Source organism: Actinokineospora sp. UTMC 2448 (assembly GCF_024760565.1).
GTDB lineage: Bacteria > Actinomycetota > Actinomycetes > Mycobacteriales > Pseudonocardiaceae > Actinokineospora > Actinokineospora fastidiosa.
The window spans coordinates 4,581,158-4,603,820 of record NZ_CP031087.1 but is presented as its reverse complement, the minus strand read 5'-3'; the positions used below and the strand labels follow the sequence as shown (position 1 = coordinate 4,603,820).

General features: G+C 73.6%; 15 protein-coding genes. 6 read left to right on the top strand and 9 right to left on the bottom strand.

Annotation, left to right across the window (positions count from 1 at the left end):
- Positions 1–2 precede the first annotated feature (2 nt).
- Positions 3–6,203, bottom strand: a complete 6,201-nt coding sequence (locus tag Actkin_RS20985; RefSeq protein ID WP_258903915.1) for a type I polyketide synthase — start codon at positions 6,201–6,203, stop codon at positions 3–5.
- A gap of 186 nt (positions 6,204–6,389) precedes the next feature.
- Here Actkin_RS20985 and Actkin_RS20980 point away from each other — a divergent pair, with 186 nt between their 5' ends.
- A complete protein-coding gene (locus Actkin_RS20980; RefSeq protein ID WP_258903914.1) occupies positions 6,390–7,223 on the top strand; it encodes a Rossmann-fold NAD(P)-binding domain-containing protein in 834 nt (277 codons plus the stop codon).
- Positions 7,224–7,318: 95 nt separating this feature from the next.
- On the opposite strand, the gene Actkin_RS20975 is transcribed toward Actkin_RS20980, so the two are convergent.
- The 3 genes from Actkin_RS20975 to Actkin_RS20965 are packed head-to-tail and all read right to left on the bottom strand — an operon-like array spanning position 7,319 to position 11,268.
- Positions 7,319–8,278, bottom strand: coding sequence for an AraC family transcriptional regulator (locus Actkin_RS20975; protein WP_258903913.1), 960 nt, complete (start codon positions 8,276–8,278; stop codon positions 7,319–7,321).
- Between the two features lie 38 nt (positions 8,279–8,316).
- Complete coding sequence (locus Actkin_RS20970) at positions 8,317–10,587, bottom strand: S9 family peptidase (RefSeq protein ID WP_258903912.1); 2,271 nt, start codon at positions 10,585–10,587, stop codon at positions 8,317–8,319.
- 18 nt (positions 10,588–10,605) lie between these two features.
- Positions 10,606–11,268, bottom strand: coding sequence for a DUF4097 family beta strand repeat-containing protein (locus Actkin_RS20965; RefSeq protein ID WP_258903911.1), 663 nt, complete (start codon positions 11,266–11,268; stop codon positions 10,606–10,608).
- Positions 11,269–11,487: 219 nt separating this feature from the next.
- Here Actkin_RS20965 and Actkin_RS20960 point away from each other — a divergent pair, with 219 nt between their 5' ends.
- Positions 11,488–12,213: a helix-turn-helix domain-containing protein gene (locus tag Actkin_RS20960; protein WP_258903910.1), complete on the top strand. Its 726-nt coding sequence runs from the start codon at positions 11,488–11,490 to the stop codon at positions 12,211–12,213.
- 63 nt (positions 12,214–12,276) lie between these two features.
- Here Actkin_RS20960 and Actkin_RS20955 read toward each other — a convergent pair whose 3' ends face one another.
- The 3 genes from Actkin_RS20955 to Actkin_RS20945 all read right to left on the bottom strand — a co-directional run bounded on the left by Actkin_RS20955 (position 12,277) and on the right by Actkin_RS20945 (position 14,829).
- Positions 12,277–13,557 carry a cell wall-binding repeat-containing protein gene (locus tag Actkin_RS20955; protein ID WP_189211202.1) on the bottom strand — a complete coding sequence of 427 codons (1,281 nt, stop codon included), beginning with the start codon at positions 13,555–13,557 and terminating at the stop codon, positions 12,277–12,279.
- Positions 13,558–13,656: 99 nt separating this feature from the next.
- On the bottom strand, positions 13,657–14,328 hold the full coding sequence (locus Actkin_RS20950; RefSeq protein WP_258903909.1) for a DNA alkylation repair protein: 672 nt from the start codon (positions 14,326–14,328) through the stop codon (positions 13,657–13,659).
- A gap of 105 nt (positions 14,329–14,433) precedes the next feature.
- Positions 14,434–14,829 carry a RidA family protein gene (locus Actkin_RS20945; RefSeq protein ID WP_189211824.1) on the bottom strand — a complete coding sequence of 132 codons (396 nt, stop codon included), beginning with the start codon at positions 14,827–14,829 and terminating at the stop codon, positions 14,434–14,436.
- A gap of 93 nt (positions 14,830–14,922) precedes the next feature.
- Here Actkin_RS20945 and Actkin_RS20940 point away from each other — a divergent pair, with 93 nt between their 5' ends.
- The 4 genes from Actkin_RS20940 to Actkin_RS20925 all read left to right on the top strand — a co-directional run bounded on the left by Actkin_RS20940 (position 14,923) and on the right by Actkin_RS20925 (position 20,168).
- Positions 14,923–15,897 (top strand): helix-turn-helix transcriptional regulator, encoded by a 975-nt coding sequence (locus Actkin_RS20940; protein WP_189211200.1) that lies wholly within the window; start codon positions 14,923–14,925, stop codon positions 15,895–15,897.
- 125 nt (positions 15,898–16,022) lie between these two features.
- Positions 16,023–16,787 carry a hypothetical protein gene (locus Actkin_RS20935; protein ID WP_258903908.1) on the top strand — a complete coding sequence of 255 codons (765 nt, stop codon included), beginning with the start codon at positions 16,023–16,025 and terminating at the stop codon, positions 16,785–16,787.
- A 265-nt stretch (positions 16,788–17,052) separates the two neighbouring features.
- A complete protein-coding gene (locus Actkin_RS20930; protein WP_258903907.1) occupies positions 17,053–18,942 on the top strand; it encodes a KedN5 family methylcobalamin-dependent radical SAM C-methyltransferase in 1,890 nt (629 codons plus the stop codon).
- Positions 18,939–20,168: an MFS transporter gene (locus tag Actkin_RS20925; RefSeq protein ID WP_258903906.1), complete on the top strand. Its 1,230-nt coding sequence runs from the start codon at positions 18,939–18,941 to the stop codon at positions 20,166–20,168. The genes Actkin_RS20930 and Actkin_RS20925 overlap by 4 nt, the downstream gene beginning before the upstream one ends.
- On the opposite strand, the gene Actkin_RS20920 is transcribed toward Actkin_RS20925, so the two are convergent.
- Both Actkin_RS20920 and Actkin_RS20915 read right to left on the bottom strand, forming a co-directional pair.
- On the bottom strand, positions 20,050–21,249 hold the full coding sequence (locus Actkin_RS20920; protein WP_258903905.1) for a glycosyltransferase 87 family protein: 1,200 nt from the start codon (positions 21,247–21,249) through the stop codon (positions 20,050–20,052). The two genes, Actkin_RS20925 and Actkin_RS20920, sit on opposite strands and share 119 nt — an antisense overlap.
- A gap of 106 nt (positions 21,250–21,355) precedes the next feature.
- The gene (locus tag Actkin_RS20915; protein WP_258903904.1) at positions 21,356–22,663 is read right to left on the bottom strand and encodes a cytochrome P450; all 1,308 of its coding nucleotides are present in this window, start codon (positions 22,661–22,663) and stop codon (positions 21,356–21,358) included.

The window sequence follows — 22,663 nt, the reverse complement described above, 5'->3', positions numbered from 1 at the left end:
CTTCAGACCGCGGCCGTGATCTGGCCGTCGAGGAACCCGGCCAGGTCGTGCGCGGTCGGGTGGTCGAAGGCGACGGTGGCGGGCAGCGGGACGCCGAAGGCGACCTCCAGCGCGTTCTTCAGCTCGACCGCGACCAGCGAGTCCAGGCCGAGCTGGGCGAAGCGGGCCCGCGAGTCGATGTCGTCGAGGTCGGTGAAGTGCAGCACGTCGGCCACCTTCGCCCGGATGAACCGGTCGATCGCGGCGAGCCGCTCGGCGTCCGGCGCCGACCGCAGCGCGTCAAGGTCGAGCCCGGCTGCCGTGGCGGCCGTGTCGCGGGTCAGCTCCTGGTAGAGCGCGTTGGTGATCGGCTTGGTCGAGACGAACCGGTTCCAGTCGCACTCGCCGACCGCGGCCTGGGCGACCGGGCCGCCGAGCAGCGCCTCCAGCGCGCGCATCGCCCTGGCCGGGCTGAAGAACGCGACGCCGTCGTCCTCGAACGCCTTGGCGTGCTGCTCGCTCAGCCGCGCGGACATGCCGAGCTGGGCGACCGGGCCCCAGTTGAGCGACAGGGCGGGCAGGCCGTCGCGGACCCGGTGGTGGGCCAGCTGGTCGAGGAAGGCGTTCGCGGCGGCGTAGTTGGCCTGCCCGGGACCGCCGACGACCGAGGCGGCGGAGGAGTAGAGCACGAAGAAGTCGAGTTCCGGCCGCGTCGCGGCGAACTCGTGCAGCAGCCAGCCGCCGTACACCTTGGACTGGAAGACGGTGTCGACGCTCTCCCAGGTCTGCGCCGAGACCGGCGCGTCGGCGAGGCCGCCCGCGGCGTGCACGATGCCGCCGAGCGGGTGCGGGAGCCCGGCCAGCACTGCCTCGATCCGGCGCAGGTCCGCCCGGTCGCCGACGTCGCCCCGGCACACGGTGACCTCGGCCGGGCCGAGCCGGTCGAGCAGGTGCGCGGCGTCCGGCCGGGGGATGCCCTGCCTGCCGACCAGCACCAGGTGCCTGGCCCCCAGCTCGACGAGCTTGCTGGCGGTCACCAGGCCCAGCGCGCCGAGGCCTCCGGTGATCAGGTACGTGCGGTCGGCGCGCACCGGCGCGGGGCGCGGCGCGGGCTCCTCGGCGAACGCGATGACCAGCTTGCCGACGTTGGCGCCCCGGCTGAGCACGCCGAAGGCCTCCTCGACCTCGTCGAGGGAGTACCGGGTGGTGGTGATCGGCGCCAGCCCGCCCGCGCCGATCCGGTCGGCGACCTCGGTCAGCACCCGCTTGTTGAGCGCGACCACCTCGTCCTCGGGCAGCTCGCTGAGGTCGAAGTTGTGGTAGCGGACGTCCGGGCGGGCCGCGGCCATCTCCTCGGTGGTCCACACGCCCACCTTGCCCAGCTCCACGAACCGGCCGCCGCGGCCGAGCGCGCGCAGTCCCGCGGGGATGAAGTCCTTGTTGAGGCTGTTGAGGATGACGTCGACCCCGGCGCCGCCGGTCGCCGCCATGATCTCGTCGGCGAAGTCGAGCGTGCGCGAGTTCATCAGATGGCGCACGCCCTGCGCGCGCAGCACGTCCCACTTGGGCGGGCTCGCGGTGGCGAACACCTCCGCGCCCGCCGCCATGGCCAGCTGGACCGCCGCCTGCCCGACCCCGCCCGCCGCGGCGTGGATCAGCACCCGGTCGCCCGCCTTGATCCCGGCCAGGCCGTGCAGCGCGTAGTGCGCGGTGACGTAGGCCGAGGCCAGGCCCGCGCCCTCGACGGCGCTGATCCGCTCCGGCCTGCGCACCGCGGCCGACGACGGCACGGTGGCCAGCCGCCGCATCAGCCCGGCGTAGTTGACGATCACCTCGGCGCCGACCTCGAACTCCGCGTCCGGGCCCGCCGCGACGACGGTGCCGGAGCACTCGAAGCCCAGCGGCAGCGGCCGGTACTCCACGCCCTGGCTCTCGGCGTGCTCCTTGAGCATGCCCAGGGCGTTGAGCACGTCCTTGAAGTTGAGCCCCGCGGCGTGCACCCGGACCTGGATCTCCGCGCCGACCGGCGCGACGGACTCGGCCGGGACGGCCCGCACGCCCGCGAAGCTGCCGTGGTCCTTGACCGCCAGCGCGATGTTCTCCTCGCCGTCCCGGCCGGGGCGCAGCGGCAGCAGCCGCCGCACGTGCCGGTGGCCGTCGCGGTAGGCGAGCTGGAACTCGCCGCCGTCGCGGCAGCGCAGCTCGTCGACCAGGTGCGCCTGCCCGTCTTCCGGGAGGTCGATCAGCGTGGTCCGGTAGCCGGGGCGCTCGTTGAGCAGCGAGTGCCCGAAGCCCCAGAGGGTCGCCGCGGCCGACAGGTCGGTCACCGGGTCCCCGGGCAGCACCTGCGCGCGCTCGGTGACCAGCCACAGCCGCTGGTCGCCGCCGAACCCGGCGCTGTCGAGCACGGCCAGCAGGGCGAGCAGGTCCCGGTAGTTGTCCTCGCACTCGGCGCGCAGACCCGGCTCGCTGGTCGGGCCGCCCTGCGCGCGCCAGAACCAGCACACGTCGGTGAACGCTTCCGCCCGCAGCAGCGCGCCCGCCTCGGCGGCGTCGCCCGCGACCACCACCTCCACAGCGGACTCGGCCGCGTGCCCCGCCAGGGCGTCACCCCGGCCGCCCACGGCCAGGACCCGTCGGGGCTGCTCGATGACCGGCCCGCGCTGGGACCGCTTGAGCCAGACCGGACGGTGCAGGAACGCCCTGCCCCGGCCGCCGGTCTCGTCCGCCAGCCGCTTGAGCCCGAGGTCGGCCACCTCGGCCACCGGCAGGTCGTCCTGCAGGATCACCAGGTCCGCGGCGAGGTCGACGCCCTCGGCCGCGGTCTCGCGCAGCCGCAGCAGGACCCGGAGGCGCTCGGCGCGCGGCTTGCGGAGCAGCCGGACGCCGCCGAAGCGGACGGGCAGGTAGGTGGCGCCGTCGTCGATGAGGCCCGCGAGCGTGTGCAGCGCGCCGTCGAGGATCGTCGGGGGCAGGTGCTCCGCGCCCGTCTGCCTGCAACCGCGCAGGTCGGCGGTGGCGAAGTCGCCGTGCCGTGCTGTCGACAGCAGGCGCTGGAAATGCGGGCCGTAGGCCATGCCGACGGCGGCGAACCCGGGGTAGACCTCCTCGCCGGTCAGCACCGAGTCCGGTTCGCCCGCGTCGGCGGCCGCGGCGCGCAGGCCCGCGACCGTCCCGCCGCCCTCGTCCGGGCGGGTGATCTCGGCGGTGGCGTGGCGCCGGTCGACGGCGTCGCCCGCGGCGCGGCTGCTGATGGTCAGCGCCGCCGTGCCGTCCGGCCGCTCGGTGAGCCGGGTGCGGACCTCGGTCTCGCGGTCCTCGGCCAGGAACAGCGGCTCGCTGATCCGCAGGTCGGACACCGTCGCGCCGGTCTCCCCGTACACCGCGTCCTGCAGCGCGAACGCCATCTCGACGTATCCCGCCCCGGGGAACACGACCTGACCGGCGATGACGTGGTCGGCGAGGTAGTCGGGGCAGCGCGGGCTCAGTCGTGAGCGGAACTCGCGCACGCCCTGCGCCGCCTGCTCGGCCGTGGTGACCTCCGTGCCGAGCAGCGGGTGGTCCGCGCCCGCGACGGTCCGGGCGGCGGCGACCGGCAGCCAGTGGCGCCTGCGGTCGAACCCGTAGGTCGGCAGCGTGATCCTGCGGCACTCGCGCCCGTGGTGCACCTGCCCCCACCTGATGGCCGCGCCCGCGGTGTAGAGCTGGATGAGCGCGCGCTGGATCGTGCTGCCGTCGTCGGCCTTGTCGGTGCTCTGCGCCCAGCGGTGGTCCTCCGCGGTGACGCAGCGCTTGGCGAGCGCGGTCAACGCGGCCGACGGGCCGACCTCGACGATCACGTGCGGGCCGCGCCGCTGCAACTCGGCCATGCCAGCGGCGAACCGCACCGGCTCGGCGATGTGGCGCACCCAGTACTCCGGGTCGCGCAGCTCGGCGGCGCGCGCCACCTTGCCGGTGACGTTGGAGATCACGGTCAGCCGCGGTCGCGCGAAGGCGATGTCGGCGATGGCCGCGCGGAACTCGTCGAACACCTCGGCCATCAGCGGCGAGTGGAACGCGTGGGACACCGCCAGCCGGGTGACCTCGACGCCGCGGTCAGCGAGGTCGGCGCTCACCGCGTCGAGCGCGGCGACGCCGCCGGAGATCACGCACTGGGTGGGCGAGTTCACCGCCGCCACCGCCAGGTCCGGGTGCCCGGACAGCAGCGGGGCGACGTCGTCGGCGGGCGCGCGCACGGCGGCCATCCCGCCGGGCGCGGCGACCGACTGCATCAGCCGGGCGCGCGCGGCGACCAGCCGGACGGCGTCCGGCAGGGAGAACACCTCGGCCACCGCGGCGGCGACCACCTCGCCGATGCTGTGTCCGATGAGGACGCTCGGCCGCACGCCCCAGGACAGCCACAGCGCGGCCAGCGCGTACTCCAGGCAGAACAGCGCGGACTGCGTGTAGAGGGTCTGGTCCAGCTCCTCGGGCCGCTCCACCTCGCCGAAGGCGATCGCCCGCACGGACCGGCCCAGGTGCTGGGCGAACAGCGCGTCGCACTCGTCGAAGGCCGCCCGGAACCTCGGGTACCGGCGGTAGAGCGCCGCGCCCATGCCCGGGTACTGCGTGCCCTGCCCGCTGAACAGGAAGGCGACCTTGCCGATCTCGGCCGCGCCCGCGGCGTCGCCCGCCAGCTTCTCGGCCTGCCGGTCGAGGAAGTCGGCCAGCTGCGCCCGGTCGGCGACGACGGCGCCGACCCGCAGCCGGAAGTGCGAGCGGCCGACGGCGGCGGTGTAGCAGAGGTCGCCGACATCGATCCCGGGGCGCTCGGCCAGGTGCGCGCGGTACCGCTCGACCTGGTTGCGCAGCGACCGCTTGGACTTCGCCGACAGGGTGAACACGTGCGGTCCGTCCACCGGCGCTGGCCGGGCGGACACGGGCGCGGGCTCCTCGATGACGGCCGCGGCGATCGTGCCCGCGAACCCGAAGCTGTTGACCAGCGCCCGCCGCCGCTCCGCCGTCCACGGCACGCACTCCGTCGGGACCGTCACCGGGTAGCGCTGCCAGGGGATGCGGCCGGACGGCGTGGTGAGGTTCAGGTGCGGGTAGATCATCCGGTCGCGGATCTGCAGGACCGCCTTGACGACGCCGACGATGCCCGCCACCGGTTCGAGGTGCCCGACGTTCGTCTTGACCGAGCCGACCGGGATCGGGGCGTCCGGGGTGTGCGACTCGGCGAAGACGTCGCTGATCGCGCCCATCTCGATCGGGTCGCCCAGCGGTGTCCCGGTGCCGTGCGCCTCGACGTAGGAGATGTCGGCGGGGGAGAGCCCGGCGTCGGCCAGCGCGGCGCGCATCACCCGCACCTGGGCGGCGCCGTTGGGCACGGACAGGCCGGGGCCGTCGCCGTCCTGGCCCACGGCCGAGCCCCGGATCACCGCGACGACGGTCGCGCCGTCCCGCTCGGCGTCGGAGAGCCGCATGAGCACCAGCGCGCCGCAGCCCTCGGCGCGCACGTAGCCGTTCGCCGCGTCGTCGAAGGTCTTGCACTGGCCGTCGGGGGCCAACATGTTGGCGTGGGAGAAGATCACCGACGTGCGGGGGTAGTGCAGCGCGTTGACCCCGGCGCACACCGCGATCTCGCACTCCCCGCGCCGCAGCCCCACGACCGCCTGGTGGAGCGCGGTCAGCGACGACGCGCACGCGGTGTCGATCGTCATGGACGGGCCGTGCCAGTCGAGGAAGTAGGACAGCCGCCCGGACATGGGGAAGAACGTGATGCCCGCGGCGAGGTGGCCGTCCAGCTCCTCGTTGGGCAGGGTGGTCAACTCCATCGCGTAGTCGATGGAGCCCGCGCCGACGTACACGCCGCCGTTGCCGCCGCGGAAGGCAGCCGGGTCGATGGTGGCGTCCTCCAGCGCCTCCCAGGTGGTCTCCAGCAGCATCCGCTGCTGCGGGTCGGTGTACTGCGCCTCCTTGGGCGAGATGCCGAAGAACCCGGCGTCGAACTCGTCGATGCGGTCGAGGAACCCGCCGCCCGGGCTCTGGATCCTGCCCTTCTCGACCCCGGGCTCGGCCTGGAACGCGGCCACGTCCCACCGGTCGTCCGGCACGGGCCGGATCCCCGACCGCCCGTCCCGCAGGAACTCGGCGAACTCGGCGGGCGTCCGCGCCCCACCGGGGAACCGCAACCCGATACCGACGATCGCGATCGGCTCGTCACGCTGATCAGCCCTGCCCACGGGGACCGACGGGACCACGAAGTACCTCCACGGGGTGTCATCGCGCGGGCGCGCAGGGTGTTGATCACAGGCAAGCACACTCCGCTTACTCTTCGCTGACAGCGCGTATGAAGGGTGAGACGAACGCGTATGTCGGCGAGATCCTTGGCTATGGTCGTCTCGCTCTCGCGCCGCTGTACTGGGTGCATGGGAAACGACATGCAGGTGGAGAACCCGATCCTGGTCGTCGGGGGCACGGGCAAGACCGGGCGGCGGGTCGCGGGGCGGTTGGCGGCGCGGGGGAGGGCGGTGCGGATCGGGTCGCGGTCGGGGGCGCCCGCGTTCGACTGGGCGGACCCGGGGACCTGGGGCGCGGCGGTGGACGGGGTGCGGTCGGCGTATCTGACGTATTACCCCGATCTGGCCTTCCCCGGGGCTGTGGAGGCGATCGCGGAGTTCAGCGAGGTCGCCGTGAAGGCGGGGGTGGAGCGGCTGGTCCTGCTGTCCGGCCGGGGCGAGGAGGCGGCGGAGCGGGCCGAGGGCGTGGTGCGCGACAGCGGCGCGGCGTGGTCGGTCGTGCGGTGCAGCTGGTTCAACCAGAACTTCTCCGAGGCGTTCCTGGTCGATTCGGTGCTGGACGGGCGGATCGCGCTGCCCGCTGGGGACGCGGTGGAGCCCTTCGTCGACGCAGACGACATCGCCGATGTGGTCGTCGCGGCCCTGACCGAACCCGGCCACGACGGCGAGGTCTACGAGCTGACCGGCCCGCGCGCCCTCGGTTTCGCCGAGGTGGCGGCCGAACTGTCCGCGGCGACCGGCCGCGAGATCGGCTACACCCCGCTCACCGCCGCCCAGTTCGCCGCCGTCCTCCGCGAGCACGGCCTGCCCGAGGACTTCGGCGAGCTGTTCACCCTCATCCTCGACGGCCGCAACGCCCACCCCGCCGACGGCGTCCAGCGCGCGCTGGGCCGCGCCCCCAAGGACTTCACCGACTACGCCAGGGAAACCGCCGCCACCGGCGTCTGGTCCCGGTCTGGGTGAGGGCGCCGGGTGCCGAGGGTCATCTTCGGTGTCCTGGCGCGAAGGACTCCGCGGTCTGCGGCGGGGAGGTCGCCGCTGTCGGCGTCTGGTCCCGGTCAGCGGGCGGGGACGGCCTGGCGCAGGTACTCCCTGGGTGACATGCCCCGGACGCGTTTGAAGGCTGAGCTGAGGGCGAAAGCGCTGCCGTAGCCGACCTGCCTGGCCGCGGAACCGAGGGTGGCGTCGGTCTCGCGGAGCAGGTCGGCCGCCAGTGCCAGGCGCAGGGACGTCAGGTAGTTCATCGGGGGTTCGCCGACCAGCGCGGTGAAGCGGCGGGCCAGGGCGGCCCTGGACACCCGGCACCGGGCCGCCAGGGTCGCCACCGTCCACGCCTCGGCCGGGTCGGCGTGGAGCAGGCGCAGCGCCTCGCCGACCACGGGGTCGTGCTGGGCCCGGTACCAGCCGGGCGATCCCGTGCCCGGGCTGGCCAGCCACGCCCGCAACACGCTCACCAGCACCAGGTCGAGTAGCCGGTCGAGCACCAGTTCCTGTCCCGGCTTGTCCTTGCCGACCTCGGCCTCCAGCAGGGACACCAGCGCCGCGTCCTCGGCGTCGACGGGCCGCACGAGCACCGGCGGCAGCGCGCCGATGAGGCGCTGGCCCACCTCGCGCTGCAACTGGTACGTGCCGCTCAGCATCACCGTCGAGCCACCCGGGTCCGGGCCCCAGGTGCGCACCCCCAGCAGGCGCGACTCGCCGACGTCGACACCCTCCACTGTGGTGCAGACCTGCCCGGGCCCGACGGTCACCTGAACCGGGGTGTCCGGCTCGTCGGCGACGGTGTACGGGGTCGGGCCGCGCACGATGGCGATCTCGCCGGGCTCCACCGCCACCGGGTCGCCCTCCGCCGAGGTGATCCACGCCCGGCCCCGCACCATGGTGACCAGCGACAGCGGCGCGCGGTCCTCGATCCGCAGCGACCACGGCGGGGTGAGGATCGACCGCAACAGGAACGCGCCCCGGGCGCGGGGCCCGTCCAGCAGGCCCGCGAGCGTGTCATCCATGAGGATGCTCATCGCGCCAACCTAGACGATCCCCCGGACTCGTCGGTGGATCAGGCGAACATCTCGCCGAGCATCTCCGCGTCGATGGGAATGGGCGCGGGCCGGTAGGCAGGCGGCCGGACGCCCATCAGCTCGCGCACCAGGAAGTCCCAGCAGCGCTTGCGGACGTACGCGAGGCAGTCGATGAACGTGTGCTCGGCCCCCGGCACGATGAGCAGCTCGAAGTCCTTGTCCGCGGCGATGAGCCGGTCGACGAGGCGCAGCGTCTGGTCCGGGTGGACCTGGTCGTCCAGCCCGCCGTGGACGAGCAGCAGCCTGCCCGTCAACCGGTCGGCGATGTCCACGTTGGACGCCCGCGCCCACGCGTCCGGGTTGTCCGCGCCGTCGTAGGTCTCCACGAAGCCCGGGTTGAAGCAGCGGGCGTCGTGCGAGCCGGAGAGCGCGACCCCCACCCGGTAGACGTCGGGGAAGTCCAGCATCGCCCGCACGGTGGCGAACCCGCCCCCGGAGTGGCCGAACGCGCCCACCCGGTCCAGGTCCATCCACGGCCGGGTCTCGGCCAGCTGCCGCAGCGCCGCGACGTGGTCGGCCAGGGACCCCGCGTCGGCCAGCGAGGCCGCGTCGTGGAAGGCCTTGTCCCGCCCCGGCGTGCCGCGCCCGTCCACCGCGACCACCACGAAGCCGAGCGCGGCGAGGGGTTCGGCGTCCAGACCCATGCCGCCCGGGTCGAAGGCGGGGGAGACCCGGTTGACCTGCGGGCCCGGGTAGAGGGTGTCCACCACGGGGTACCGCCGCTCGGGGTCGAACCCGCGCGGCCGGTACAGCACCCCGTGGATGTCGGTGACCCCGTCGGCGGCCTTGACGCGGAACCGCTCCGGCGGCGTCCACCCCGTGGCGACGAGCTTGCTGACATCCGCGCGCTCCAACTCGACCAGCACCCGCCCGGACCAGTCACGGACCGCCGTGACCGGCGGAATGTCCACTGCGGACGCCGAGTCGATGAAGCACTCCTGGTTCTCCGAGACGGTGACGACGTGGTCCAGCTCGTCGTCGGTGACCTTGGCGAACCCGCTGCCGTCCAGGCCGATACGGCACAGCGTGCGCCGGTACGGGTCCTCCGCGACGAGCCCGGACGCGATGAAGTACACCACCCGCGATGCCTCGTCGACCCGGACGATCTGCCGCACCGCCCACGGCCCCGAGGTGACCTGCCCCAGCAGCTCGCCCGACCGCAGGTCGTACCGGTACAGGTGACCCCAGCCGTCCCGCTGCGAGTACCACAGCACCTCGTCGGCCAGCACCCGCACGATCGGCGGCTCGAACAGCCACTGGTTGGGCTCCACCCGGGTTGGCCCGGTCTCGCTGACCACGGTGGTGACCTCGCCCGTCGCCGGGTCCATCCGGTGCAGGGTGAGCGTGCGCAGGTCGCGGGGCTGGCTGAGGTAGTACACCGCCGAGCCGTCCTCGGCCCACCACGCCCACTTCGCCGTGATCGGCGACAGCCGCGTCATCAGCAGCGGCTCGGCCTGCGCGCGGACCACCGTGCCCTCGGCGACATCCAGCACGACCAGCTCGGCCAGCGGCACGGACTCGTCCCCGGGGTGGGCGAACCGCTGCGTGTGCGTGCGGGGCGCGCCGCCGTCGGCGGGCCTGGCCTCCACGAGGTGGGCGAGCCGGACGGCGCGCTCGTCGGTCCGGTGGGCCAGCACCCTGGTCGAGTCGGGCGACCACACCACCGCGGGCGGGAGGTGGGGCAGGCCGATCTTGCGCAGCAGGGCGGCGTTGCCCGTGCTGGCCGGGCCGAGCCCGTACCCGTGATCGGGTCCGCCGTCGGTGGTCAGCGCCCACTCGCGGCCGTCGGACCGCGAGCGCGCCCAGAGGTCGTGCCCGCGCAGGGACACCGCGGTCTTCCCGTCCGGCGACGGCACCTCCAGCGGGTTGCCCGGCGGCGTGAACTCGGCGCGCTCGCAGACGTAGGTGTCCAGCGCGCAGCGCCAGAACTCGCCGAACGCGACGAACTCCACGGCGGTCCCGGTCAGGCCGATGGCCGCGAACGGCATCGCGTCCGGGTCGACCGGGTGTCCGGAGGCGGCGGACAGCGCGGCGGCGAGGCGGGGGTGGTCGAACGCGGGCTCGCGGGTGCCCGCCGCCGGCTCGACCAGCACGAACCGCTTGCCCGATCCGGTGCTCACCGCGTAGTGGAAGCGGGCGCCGCCGTCTATCCACTGAGGACGGACCCGGTCGCCGACGACGAGTTCGCCGGGGCGGGCCGGTCGGCGGAGCAGCTGCTCCGCGGCCTGGTAATCCTGTGTTGTGCTCACTGTCGGTCCTTCGAGTGGTCAGAGGCTGTGGGCGTCGATGTCGCCGTAGGCGGTGGTCGCGTGGATGGTCAGCTCGGCCGCGCCGGTGTTGCGCAGGGCGTTGGTGACGCGGCCGTGGCCCGTGCCCGCGTCGAGGGCGGCGGACACGCCCGCGGCGGCGCCGACGGACACGTTGCCCGCCTGGGTGCGCAGCACGACGGCGCCCGCCGTGGCCTCGGTGATGCTGATGTCGCCCTTCCCGGTGCTGATCTCCGCCGGGCCGGTGAGGCGGCCGACGGAGACGTCGCCCGCGTGGGTGGTGAGGCGGACGCTCGCGGCCTCGTCGAGCTTGACCGCGCCGTGCGCGCCCTCGTAGGCGACGTCGCCGAGCCTGCCGACGCCGCGGAGTTCGGCGCTGGCCGCCTTGGCGTCGACCCGGGAGCCGGTGGGCAGCTGGACCGTGACCTCGATGGACCCGGAGGCGCCGAGGAGCTGGTTGCGCGCCGACGCGGTGATCCGCAGGACGCCGTCGGCGTACTCGACCGCGGTCTGCTCGGCGACCTTCACGTCGCGGCTCTTGCCCGCGTCCACCGGCCGGACCTCGACCGCGGTGTCGGAGCGGTCGGCGGCGATGAACCGGACGTGCCCGGCGGGGATGTCGAGGACGGCGGCGATCGGGGCGGGGGTGGCGAAGGTGGGCATCGCGGTCTCCTGTGCTCGGTGTTTCTGACACTGGAAACGCTACGTTGCGTTCACGAAGTGCGCAACGAACTTGTTGCAGTGAATCCGTGTTTTTGCAGGTAAGATCGGCAAGATCGTTGCAACTGCGCTGAATCTAACGCAACGGAAGACGCAGGTCCGTTGCAATGGACGTGAAGTGAACGCTATGCTGGGAGCGTCACGGGAGCAAGGAGGATCGCGGTGCCGGGAGGCAGGCTCACCCAGCAGGAACGCCAGCAGATCGCGGCGGGGCTGGCCGACGGCCTCGCCTACGCCGAGATCGCGCGCAGGCTCGACCGGCCCACCTCGACGGTCACCCGCGAGGTGATGCGCAACGGCGGCCCCACCGGCTACCGCGCGGACCTGGCGCACCGCGCCACCGAGCGCCGCGCGCACCGCCGCAGGCAGGCCGCGCCGCGCGGCACGCAGGCGCCCCCGCCCGCCCACGGGCGCGACCCCGACGCCGTGCGCGAGTACGAGGAGGCGTTCACCACGCTGCTCATGCAGTCGGGCCTGCCCAAGATGATGGCCGCGGTGCTGACCTGCCTCTACACCTGCGACTCCGGCAGCCTCACCGGGACCGAGCTCGTCCAGCGCCTGCAGGTCAGCCGGGCGTCCATCTCCAAGGCGGTCGCGTTCCTGGAGAGCCAGGGCCTCATCCGCCGCGAGCGCGACGACCGCCGCCACGAGCGCTACGTCGTCGACAACGACGTCTGGTACCAGTCGATGATCTCCGCCGCCCAGTCCAACGCGCAGCTCGCCGAGACCGCGCGCCGGGGCGTGGCCATCCTCGGCCCCGCCACCCCGGCCGCCACCCGCCTGGAGAACATCGCCCGCTTCATCGACTTCGTCGGCGAGAGCATCATCCGCGCCGCCGAGCAGGCCCGCGAGGTCCTCTACACCGAGCCGCGCCCCGAGGACCGATAGCCGCGGGGCAGGCCGAAGCCGCCCCACGCCGGTCGGCATGGGACGGCTTCGGTCGGGACGGGGTCAGCCGGTCCCGGAGAACTCGTTCAGCGCCGCGTCGGCGACCGCGCCGGAGACGACGGCGGCGCTGCCGAACACGTGCAGGTAGTCGGGCTGGTTGTCGGGATTGACGATCTGCCCCCTGTGGTGCTGCAGGAACAGCCGCGTCGGGGTGTCCAGCTTGGTGGCCTGGGTCAGCAGCAGCGGGTCGCCGTAGGTCATCAGCAGGCCGGTCCCGCCGAGCGCGTCGGGGAAGTTCATGCCGTTGGCCAGGCCGACGCCCCAGGACACGAGCTTGCCGCTGTTCGGGTCGGTGTAGAGCTTGGCGATGACCGCAGCGGTCTCGAACCGGTTCGCGCCGACGTAGGACTCGATCACCACGGGCGGGAACGTCGCCTTGACGGCAGTGTCGGCCGACCGGCCCGCGGTCATCATGAGCAGAGTCATGTCGTGCTCGTGCGCGCGGGACTCGGCGAACAGCCCTGTGCTGTTCGGCATGATCGTGTCCTGGGTGAACAGCAGCGCGATCGGCCTGCGGTCCGGGACATCGGGCGCGTGGGTCGCGTAGTAGGTGTACTGGGCCGCGAACGCGCCCGCCGCCAGCGCGTCGGGGAAGTTCATGCCGGTGGTGACGAAGAACAGGTTCGTCGACGGCATCCGCTGGGCGATCTTGATCGCCGTCTCGAACCGGTTGGCGCCCGCGAGCCGCTCGGTCTGGTAGCCCATGCCCTTGATCGCGGAGTCGACGCCCGCCGACAGCGACGCGGTGCTGCCGAGCAGGAAGACCTTGCCGCCGGGGGCCAGCACGCGCTGGATCTCGGCGCGCACCTCGGGCAGCAGCCGGTCCGGCACGGTCAGCAGCAGCGGGCCGTTGACGTAGGCGGCCAGCGGGCCGCCCGCCAGCGCGTCCGGGAACTGGTCGCCCCGGGCGAGCACGACGGCGTCGGCCTTGAGCACGTCGTCCCGCGGCTCGGTGTGGTTCCACCAGGTCCCGGAGGAGACGCAGACGGCCGTGGTGTACCGGTTCTGCCCGGCGTACCGCAGCCGCAGCACGTCCTGCGCGGGCGAGTACTTGCCGGTGATGCAGCCCTCCGGCCCCGCGGCCGCGCTGCGCCGGTCGGGCAGTTGCGCCTCGATCCGTGCTGCGTGCGCGGCGATGCCGGACATCATGTCGACGCGCTGCGCCTTGGCGAGCGGCGCCCGCTCCGCCGCGGCCGTGCCGCTCGCGAGGCCGACCACGGTGGCCGCGGCGAGCACGATCGCGCCGAGGGCTCTCGCGGAGAGCCGATTGGGTGTGGTGCGCATGTTTCCCTTTCCCCAGTCACGGATGCGTCCGTGAAGTTGGGGACAGTCTGCAAGAAGAATCCCCGGCGAGCCAGACATTTCCGGCTTTCCGGCCGTTGCCTACTCGGCGTGCCTGCGCCGCACCATCTCCGTGATCCAGATGGGAGCGAACGGCGACGTGCAGTTCGGGGGAGTCGGGTAGTCCTTGAGCACCTGAAGGCGCTCGCCGATGGCGATAGCGCGGGCGCGGTGCTCGGCGTGCTCGATCCCGATCTGGGCCAGGCAGTGGTTCATCGCCCACTGCAGACGGTCGGGCGCGCCGCCCATCCGCGCCTCGATGACGTCGAGCAGCCCCGGCAGGTCGAGGCCCGCGGGCTTCTTGACCACGCGGTCGGAGGTCAGCGCCCAGCCCGCGCTCGCGACCACCGGGTCGGGGTCGGCGAGCCAGGCCAGGCGCAGCGCCTCGGCGTGCTGGCTCTTCTTCACCACGTAGTTCACGAACCAGTCGTGCACCTTGGGCGTGCGGGACTCGCGCAGCATGCTGTCCAGCTCGTCGCGGTCGAACGCTTTCGGGCGGGCGACGAGGACGGCCAGGAGCCGTGCGGCGGTGTCGCCGGTCGCCCAGAGTCCGAGCGCGAGCTCCTGCCGCGTCTTCAGCCGCTTGGCGATCTTGCGCAGCTCGCCGAGGTTCACGCCGTGGTCGTCGCCGTGCTTCTCGTTCACGGCACGGGCCTTCGGGTCGTCGAGCGCGGCCAGCTCGGCCATCACCTCGGCCACGGTCGTCTCGGTCACCTCGGCCTCCTGTGCGCCACGGGGAGGCCCAGCCTAGGGGCGACCCCGGGATGCGGGGGGAGGCGGCGCCGACACGATCGAGGTGTCGGCGCCGCCTGCCGTCCGTCAGGCGACGGCGGTTCCCTCCAGTTCGACGAGCAGGGTGGGGATCGCCAGGCGGGTCACGCCGAGCATCGTGGTCGTCGGCGCCACCCCGGCCGCTCCCAACCGCGCGGCCAGCACGCCGTAGTGCTGGAACAGCAGGTCGACGTCGGTGGTGTAGACGTTCAGCCGGACGAGGTTCGCCAGGGACATGCCCGCCGCGCCGAGCACGGCCTCCAGGTTGTCCAGGCTCAGCGCCACCTGCGCGGCCATGTCGCCGTCGTGCTGCGGCTTGCCGTCGCCGCTCATCGCGGTCTGCCCGGCGCAGTACAGGGTCCGGGTGTGCCCGGCGACGACCTCGCCCTGGTTGTACCCCAGCTCCAGCGACCAGTTCCAGGGGTTGACCGTCGTGCGCTCCACTGCCACTTCAGCTCCATTCGGTTCATCGACAGTAGTCAGAGCCTCCCTGGAAATCACGACATCCTCTGTCAGGTATTCCGGTACGGTCTGGGCGTGCGTGCCGACCGGTTGGTGTCGCTGGTGCTGCTGCTGCGCCAGCGCGGCCGGCTGTCCGCGGCGACGCTGGCGCGCGAGCTGGAGGTCTCCACCCGCACCGTGCTGCGCGACATCGAGGCGCTGTCCTCCGCGGGAGTCCCGGTCTACGCCGAACGCGGCCGACACGGCGGTTTCGCGCTGCTGCCCGGTTTCCAGACCGAGCTCACCGGGCTGAACCACGACGAGGCGCTCGCCCTGCTCGTCGCCGGGTCGCGGCGCGGCGCGCAGGCGTTCGGCCTCGGCTCGGCGCTCGCCTCGGCCATGCTCAAGGTGGTCGACGCGCTGCCGGAGAGCCATCGGGACACGGCCGCGGGCGCGGCGCGGCGGCTGCTGATCGACCCGGAGACCGACCTCCTCGCGCGCCGCGTGGCCGCCGACGAGGCGCCCGAGAGCGTGGTGGCCGAGGTCCGGCGCGCGGTGTTCGCCGGGCGCAGGCTGCGCATCCGGTACGCGGCGGTGGGCCAGACCCCGAAGTGGCGCACGGTGGACCCGATCGGCCTGGTCACCGTCCACGGCCAGGGTTACCTGCTGGCCACGCGTTCCGGCGCGGATCGCACGTATCGGCTGTCCCGGCTGTCGGCCGCGGAGGAACTGGACGAACCCGCGCAGCGCCCGGACGGGGTCGACCTCGACCGCGCGTGGCAGGAGCGCAGCGCGCGGTTCCGCGCGGGCGACGACCAACTCGCCGTCCTCGTTCGAGTGAATCCGGTGCGGCGCGCGGAGGTGGCGGGCACCGCGCTGGCCGTTCTCAGCGAGGAATCCGACGCGGACGGCTGGCTGCGGCTGGAGGTAACCTTCCAGGACCCCAGGCACGCCGAATGGGCGCTGTGGCAGCTCGCCACGGACGCGGAAGCCCTGTCCCCGCAATGGCTGCGCACCGTCCTGCACGACCGCGCCTCGGCGATCGCCGCCCGCTACGGCGTCTCTTCCTGAGGATCTGTCACTGTCGGGGTTTCCAGTTTGTCCCCGGAGCTCACCGGAAGAGGTGAACTCCGTTGGCGCGCAGGGACTCTGTGTCATGATCGATGTCCTCGACGGGCTGGCGGAGAGGGGCGGGGATGCGGGGCAAGCGTGTGACGGGTCCGCTGGCGTGGCTGCTCGTCGCCCTGGTCCTGGCTGCCTGCGGCCGAAGGGGCAGCGACCGCGATGACGCGTCCGACCCGTCGGTGGCGTCCGATCCGTCGGTGTCGGCCAGTCCGACCGACGAGGCCGCCGGGGAGGGGGCGGGGCTGGAGATCGTGATCGAGGGCGGCGGCGGCTCAGGTGAGGGTTCGGGCGGCGGCGGCGCCGAGCAGACCCGGCCGGAACCGGCCCCGGAACCGACCGATCCGACCGAGGACGCGTTCCGCGCCGTCGCCCAGGGAACGTGCCTGCCGATCCACCGCGACGGCCGAGCGTGGAACGTCTCCACCCCGCCGGACGCCGTGTCGTGCCGGAGCGAGCGGGCGGGCCTCTTCCAGGTCACCGCCACCAACACGACCTGCGCGTCCGGCGTCGGACGGGACGAGTGGACCTACCACTCGTCCGTCACCGGCAACACCACGACGCTGTGCCTGAATCGCGTCTGGGTGCCGAACTACTGCGTGCTCGCCGAACAGTCGGGCAACGCCATCAACTCCATCGGCCACTCCACCGCGGTCGGCTGCAACGCCACCGAGGTCCCCGTCCCGTACAACCAGGTCTTGGTGATCGCCGCCGTGTACCGAGCACCCCCAGGCGCCACCGCCGACCACTGCCGCGCTGGCCCCCAGGACTACCGCCACTACTGGTCCCTCCTCGCCGACGACGGCAACACCCTGGTCTGCTTCACCCCTCGCGCCTAGCCGCCCTGTAACGCCATGGGCGGTCCGGAGATTTCCCGATTCTCGTCGTGGCGCCTGGGCAGCCCAGGCGCCGCCGAAGCCGTCGGGGATCGTGCGACGCGTCCCCCGGCCGCGAAACGAACGAATCGCGCGAAAGGGAATGGTTGAGGAATCCACCGGTCCGCCATTCCGGATGAGCGTGGAAGAAATACCCAACCGGACTAATCGGGGGCCTTGTTATTCGGTTACCGTCGATGGCTCATTGCTCGCCGAAGGGGGAGGCGAAATGGGTGCGTTCTCGATCGTTGTGGTGCAGCAGGGCGTCTGGCACATGGCGAAGGAGTCCATGCCGCTGGCGGCGGGATACCTGACGGCGGCGGTGCGGCAGGACCCGGAGCTCGCCGGTCGGTGCGACACCGGGATCCTCAACTTCCCGGGGACCGCGTCGCCGTGGGGGATGGCGGTGGAGTTGGTGCGCTCGGGGGTTCCCGACGTCGTCGGGTTCTCGGTGCTGGGGTGGAACGTCCGGCAGTTCTCGGCGGTCGCCGAGGCGGTGAAACAGGCAGCGCCGGGCACGCTTGTCGTGTTCGGCGGCAACCACGTCGCCCACCAGGCCGAGCGGGTGTTCCGCCAGTGCCCCGCGGTGGACGTCGTGGTCAACGGCGAGGGCGAGGCGGTCTTCGTCGACATCGTGCGGACGCGCCTGGCGGGCAGGGGATTCCACGGCATCGCCGGGATCTCCTACCGCGCCCCGGACGGCACAGTGGTGACCACACCGGAGCGGCCGAGGCGGGACGACCTCGATGAGCTCCCGTCGCCCATCCTCACCGGCGCCATCCCCCTGCGCGACGACGACGGCGGCTTCCGCTACGACGTCGCCCTGATGGAGACCAACCGCGGCTGCCCGTACCGGTGCGCGTTCTGCTACTGGGGCGGCGCCGTCGGCCAGAAGGTGCGCGCGTTCTCCCGGGACCGGCTGCGCGCGGAGCTGACCGCGCTCGCCGAGGCAGGCGCCGACACGATCGTGCTCTGCGACGCCAACTTCGGGATGCTGCGCCAGGACGCCGATTTCGTCGACGACCTGATAAGCGTGCGCAGGCAGTACGGATACCCCCGCGCGCTGGAGACCTCGTGGGCCAAGAACAAGTCGGCCACCTTCTTCGACATCGTCCGCACGATGAAGCGGGAGGGCCTGCGCAGCTCCTTCACCCTGGCCCTGCAGACCCTCGACGACGCGACCCTGCTGGCGATGAACCGCCGCAACATGCGGATCAACTCCTGGCACGAGCTGGCCGACTGGCTGGCGGCCGAAGGGCTGGACACCTACGCCGAGCTGATCTGGGGCGCCCCCGGCGAGTCCCCGGAGTCCTTCCTGCGCGGCTACGACGAGCTGGCCCGGCGCGTCTCCCGCATCGCGGCCTACCCGCTGCTGCTGTTGCCCAACACCGCCTACACCGAGGACCGGGGCCGCCACGGGTTCATCACCGTCCGCGGCGACCGCGACGACTTCAAGTACGTGCTCGCCACGCGGGAGATCAGCCTGGCGGAGAACCTGCGGATGCAGCGGTTCCTGTTCTGGGCGCGCCTGCTGGCCGAGAACCTGGTGCTGCGGTCGCTGTGGCCGGTCGCCGGGGCCGTGCTCGGCATGGGCCAGTCGGCGCTGGTCCTGTCCGTGGCCGACCACATCGACGGCGCGGAGACCCCGGGCGCGCGGCTGGTGCGCGCCGCCGCCGACGGCTCGGTCGCCGACCCCGACTCGCTCGCGCCCGCGCTGGAGTTCTGCTTCTCCACCACCGAGTTCGACGACCTGCTCATGGGCTGGTGGGCGGGGATCGAGCCGAGGGTCCCCGCGCCGTGGCGCGTCCCGCTGCGCGAGGTGCTGCGCCACGACCTCGACACCCGTCCGCTGCCCGACCCGGCGCGCCGCGGCCTGCCCGACGCCGAGCTGGTCGGCGAGGACGGCGACCTCCACTGGTCGGTGGAGCGGACCTACCTGGTCGACGTGCCCGCGCTGGCGCGCGCCGCCCGGCTCGGCCGCCTGGGGGACGCCCCGACGCCGAGCCCGCACCGGACCCGCCTGCGGTTCAAGCGCGGCTTCGCCGAGCTGGCCAGGTCGACGAACCACGAGGAGACCGCGCACTACGTGGCGACCACGACCGTCCGCGCGCAGGCATGACGCTGCGTTCCCCGCTCGACGTCCGACCCGGCTACCGAGGGCTGCTGCGCTCGCCGAGGCGTGCGGCGATGGTCCTCGCGGGCGGGGTCGCCCGGTTCCCGATGACCGGCGCGGGCGTGGCGATCGTGCTCGCGGTGGCGGGCGCGACCGGCTCCTACGCCGTCGCGGGCGCGGCTTCCTCGGCCTACGTGGTGCTCGCCGCGCTGGCCGCGCCGGTGCTCGGCAGGCTGATGGACCGGCTCGGGCAGGCCCGCGTGCTCGCCGCCGCGGCCCTGGTCCAGACCGCGGCCCTGCTGACGCTGGCCGCGGTGGCCGCCGCCGCGCACCCGGTGGCGATGATCGCGCTGTGCGGGGTCGTCGGGCTGGCCGCGCCGGACGTCGGCGCCGCGGTGCGGTCCCGGTGGGCGTTCCTGCTCCGCGACGACGGCGCGCGCCGCACCGCGTTCCTGCTGGAGTCGGTGGTCGACGAGACGATGTTCGTGGTCTCGCCGCTGGCGGTCAGCGCGGCCGCCGCCGTCCACCCGTCCGCCGGGCTGGTGGTCGTGGCGGCGGGCCCGGCGTTCGGCGCGACCGCGCTGGCGATGCAGCGCGCGACCGCCCCGCCGCCCGGGGGCCGGTCGACGGCGGCGCGCCGCCGCGTCGCGGTGATCACCAGGCCGGGCCTGCCCCGGCTGGCGCTGATGTTCCTGGGGCTCGGCGCCTACCTGGGGTCCATCGAGGTGCTGCTGGTCGCCTACGCCGACCGGGCGGAGCGGCCGGTGGAGGCCGGGATCGCGCTGGCGGGCTGGGCCGCGGGCAGCGCCGGGGCCGCGCTGGTGCTCGGCGCGCGGATCGCGGCCTTCGCCCCGGCCCGGGTGCTCATGGGCGGTGTGGCGGTGATGGCCGCCTTCGGGCTGCTGCTGCCCGCGAACCACGGCCTCGTCTGGCTCACCGCGGTGTGCTTCTGCGCCGGGATCGGCGCGTCCCCCGCGCTCAGCGCGGGCTTCTCCCTGGCCAGCGACCGCGCGGGCGACGACGGCCGCACCGAGGGGATGACCTGGATGTCCACCGGCATGGGCTTCGGCACGACGCTGGGCGCCCTGACCGGCGGCCTGGTCGCCGACCGCGTCACGGGCCAGGAGGGCTATCTGCTGTGCTCGCTGTTCGGCCTGGTGGCCCTGGCCGCGGCGGCGTGGGCGGTGGTCGACCCGCGATCACGGCCAAGGCGACGAGCACCGCGACGGTGACGACCGGGTACACGCTCGTCTGCAGGACCTGGGTCGGGCTGAACGCGAGCCCGCCGCCGGGATCGATGCCCCACTCGAAGACCCGCAGGGCGAACGCCGCCACGACCAGCGCCAGCCCCGCCGCGGCTGCCCAGGACGCGCGGGCGTGCGGGAGCAGGAGCACCGCCAGCGGCAGGACCCAGACCCAGTAGTGGTTCCAGGAGACCGGCAGCACCAGGCACTCGACGAGCGCCACGCACACCAGGCCGAGCAGGTCGCGGTGCCCGCCGGGCGGCCCGGACCGCCCCAGCCTGACCGCGATCGCCATGCCTGCCACGCCCGCCACGACCGCGACGACGAGCCACGGCAGCAGAAGCCCGTCCGTGCCGTGGAAGGCGCGCACCATGACGCTCCACAGTGAACTCGTGTAGACCTGCTCGGGCCGCTCCGCCTTGGGCGCGCCCGTCAGGCTGGTCCAGTATGTCCACGAATCGTCCGGCCGCACCAGGAAACCGACGCCGACGGTCGCCGCGAAGACCGCCGTGGCGACCCCGGCCGCGCGCGTGCGCCGCGTGAGCAGCAGGTACACCACGAACACCGCGGGCACCAGCTTGATCCCGGTCATCACGCCCAGCGCGACCCCGTTCCAGCGCGCCCCCGGCCGCCGGGTCACCTCCCAGAACGCCACCGCCATGACCGCCAGGTTGACCTGGCCCAGCAGCAGCGTCGCCTCCACCGGTTCGAGGACCAGCGAACCGGCCGCGAGCAGGCCCGCCCACACCGACGCCCTCGTCCCGCGCACCCCGACCCGGTCCAGGCAGTGGAGCAGCACCCATTGCAGGGCAAGCAGTCCCACCACGTTCCACACGACGCCGACGGCGGTCGCGCCCGCGAGCGTGAACGGGATGAACACCACCGCGCCGAACGGCGGGTACTGGAACATCAGCTCGCCCTCGGTCAGCGGACCGGCGTACAGCGATCCCTGTCCCAGCAGGATGTCCGCGCCCGCCTGGTACACCTTGAGGTCGAGCATCCAGGCGTAGTCGTCGATCCGCACCACGCAGTGGACGCCCGCGACGACGACCGCCACTGCGAGCGCCATCGCCACCCGACCACCCCGCCCAGGTCCGGCACGGCCCTCCGTCGGTGGGACCCCCATTGGGCCATGGTAGGTGATCGGGCTCACACCGTCGGTGGTTTTCGCCCGGTCAGACGGGGCCGTCGTAGATAAGGGTGAGCGGGCGGCTGGGGCCGAGCGTGATGCTGCGGGGCCGGGCCCGGGGGACCGGGCGCGCGCGGTCGGACGGCGTGAAACGGCCCGCGCTCACCAGGGTCCCCAGCACGACGCGCATCTCGTACTCGCCGAAGGCCGCGCCGATGCAGCGGCGGTGTCCGCCGCCGAAGGGCGCGTACTCGTGCGGGCGCGGCTTGGAGTCGAGGAAGCGGTCCGGGCGGAACGCGAACGGCTCGTCCCACACCTCGGGGTTGTGGTGCAGCAGCGAGGTGGCGACCGCGGCGGTGTCCCCGGCGACGAGGTCGACGCCGCGGAAGCGCCAGGGCGCGGTGAGCATGCGGGCCACCATCGGCACCACCGGGTGCAGCCGCATCGCCTCCTGGCACACCGCGCCGAGGTAGGGCAGCGCGGCCAGGTCGTCGGGCGCGGGCGCCGTGCCGAGCGGCGCCAGCTCGTCGCGGAGCCGCCGCGCCGCGCCGGGCTCGCGGTGCAGGTGGTACATCGCCCAGGCCAGCGAGGTCGCCGTCGTCTCGTGGCCCGCCACCACCATGGTGCGCAGCTCGTCCAGCAGGTCGCTGGCGGACATCGCGCCGCCGTCCTCGTACCGGGCGGTCAGCAGCAGGGACAGGATGTCCTCGCGGCCGTCGACGCCTGCCTCACGCCGCGCGTCGATCTCCGCGGTGAGCAGCGCGTCGAACTCGGCGAGCCTGCGCCGCAGCCGTGCCGCCGGGCCCAACCGGCCGACGGTGTGCCGGAACGCGGGCATGGCGAGCGCGGGGGTGTACCCGGCGAGCAGCCGGGCGGTCGCCGAGGCGAACCGCTCGCCGCGCGCGCTGTCCTCGACGCCGAAGATCGCGCGCACGATCACCGCCAGCGTGACCGCCTGCCCGAGCGCCAGGACGTCGACCGGCTCGCCCGCGCGGTGGCGGCCGAGCCGGTCGAGCGTGACCCGCTGGATGATCTCCCCGTACGCGCGCATCCGCCTGCCGTGGAACGGCGGCGCGAGCAGCCGCCGCTCGTGCCGGTGCCGGTCGCCCTCGACCATGATCAGCGAGCCGGGGCCGAGCAGCGGCTCGACCATGTTCGGCCGGGCGGTGGCGAACAGCTCCACCGGCCCGGCGAACAGCTCGCGCGCGCCCTCGGGGTCGCCGGTCACCACGAGACGGCCCGACCCGGGGACGCGCACGATCACCGGGTCACCGCGCAGGGCGCGCTGTCTGCGCAGGTAGCCCTCCGGGTCGAAGGGCGCGGTGGCGGTGTTCAGCACGCTGCGGATCTTCAC

What these genes read in the sequence shown, in the direction of transcription:
- Actkin_RS20980 (WP_258903914.1), top strand. Translation starts at nt 6,390, where the DNA reads ATGGGAAACGACATGCAGGTGGAGAACCCGATCCTGGTCGTCGGGGGC.
- Actkin_RS20975 (WP_258903913.1), bottom strand. Translation starts at nt 8,278, where the DNA reads ATGAGCATCCTCATGGATGACACGCTCGCGGGCCTGCTGGACGGGCCC.
- Actkin_RS20965 (WP_258903911.1), bottom strand. Translation starts at nt 11,268, where the DNA reads ATGCCCACCTTCGCCACCCCCGCCCCGATCGCCGCCGTCCTCGACATC.
- Actkin_RS20955 (WP_189211202.1), bottom strand. Translation starts at nt 13,557, where the DNA reads ATGCGCACCACACCCAATCGGCTCTCCGCGAGAGCCCTCGGCGCGATC.
- Actkin_RS20935 (WP_258903908.1), top strand. Translation starts at nt 16,023, where the DNA reads ATGCGGGGCAAGCGTGTGACGGGTCCGCTGGCGTGGCTGCTCGTCGCC.
- Actkin_RS20930 (WP_258903907.1), top strand. Translation starts at nt 17,053, where the DNA reads ATGGGTGCGTTCTCGATCGTTGTGGTGCAGCAGGGCGTCTGGCACATG.
- Actkin_RS20925 (WP_258903906.1), top strand. Translation starts at nt 18,939, where the DNA reads ATGACGCTGCGTTCCCCGCTCGACGTCCGACCCGGCTACCGAGGGCTG.
- Actkin_RS20920 (WP_258903905.1), bottom strand. Translation starts at nt 21,249, where the DNA reads ATGGCGCTCGCAGTGGCGGTCGTCGTCGCGGGCGTCCACTGCGTGGTG.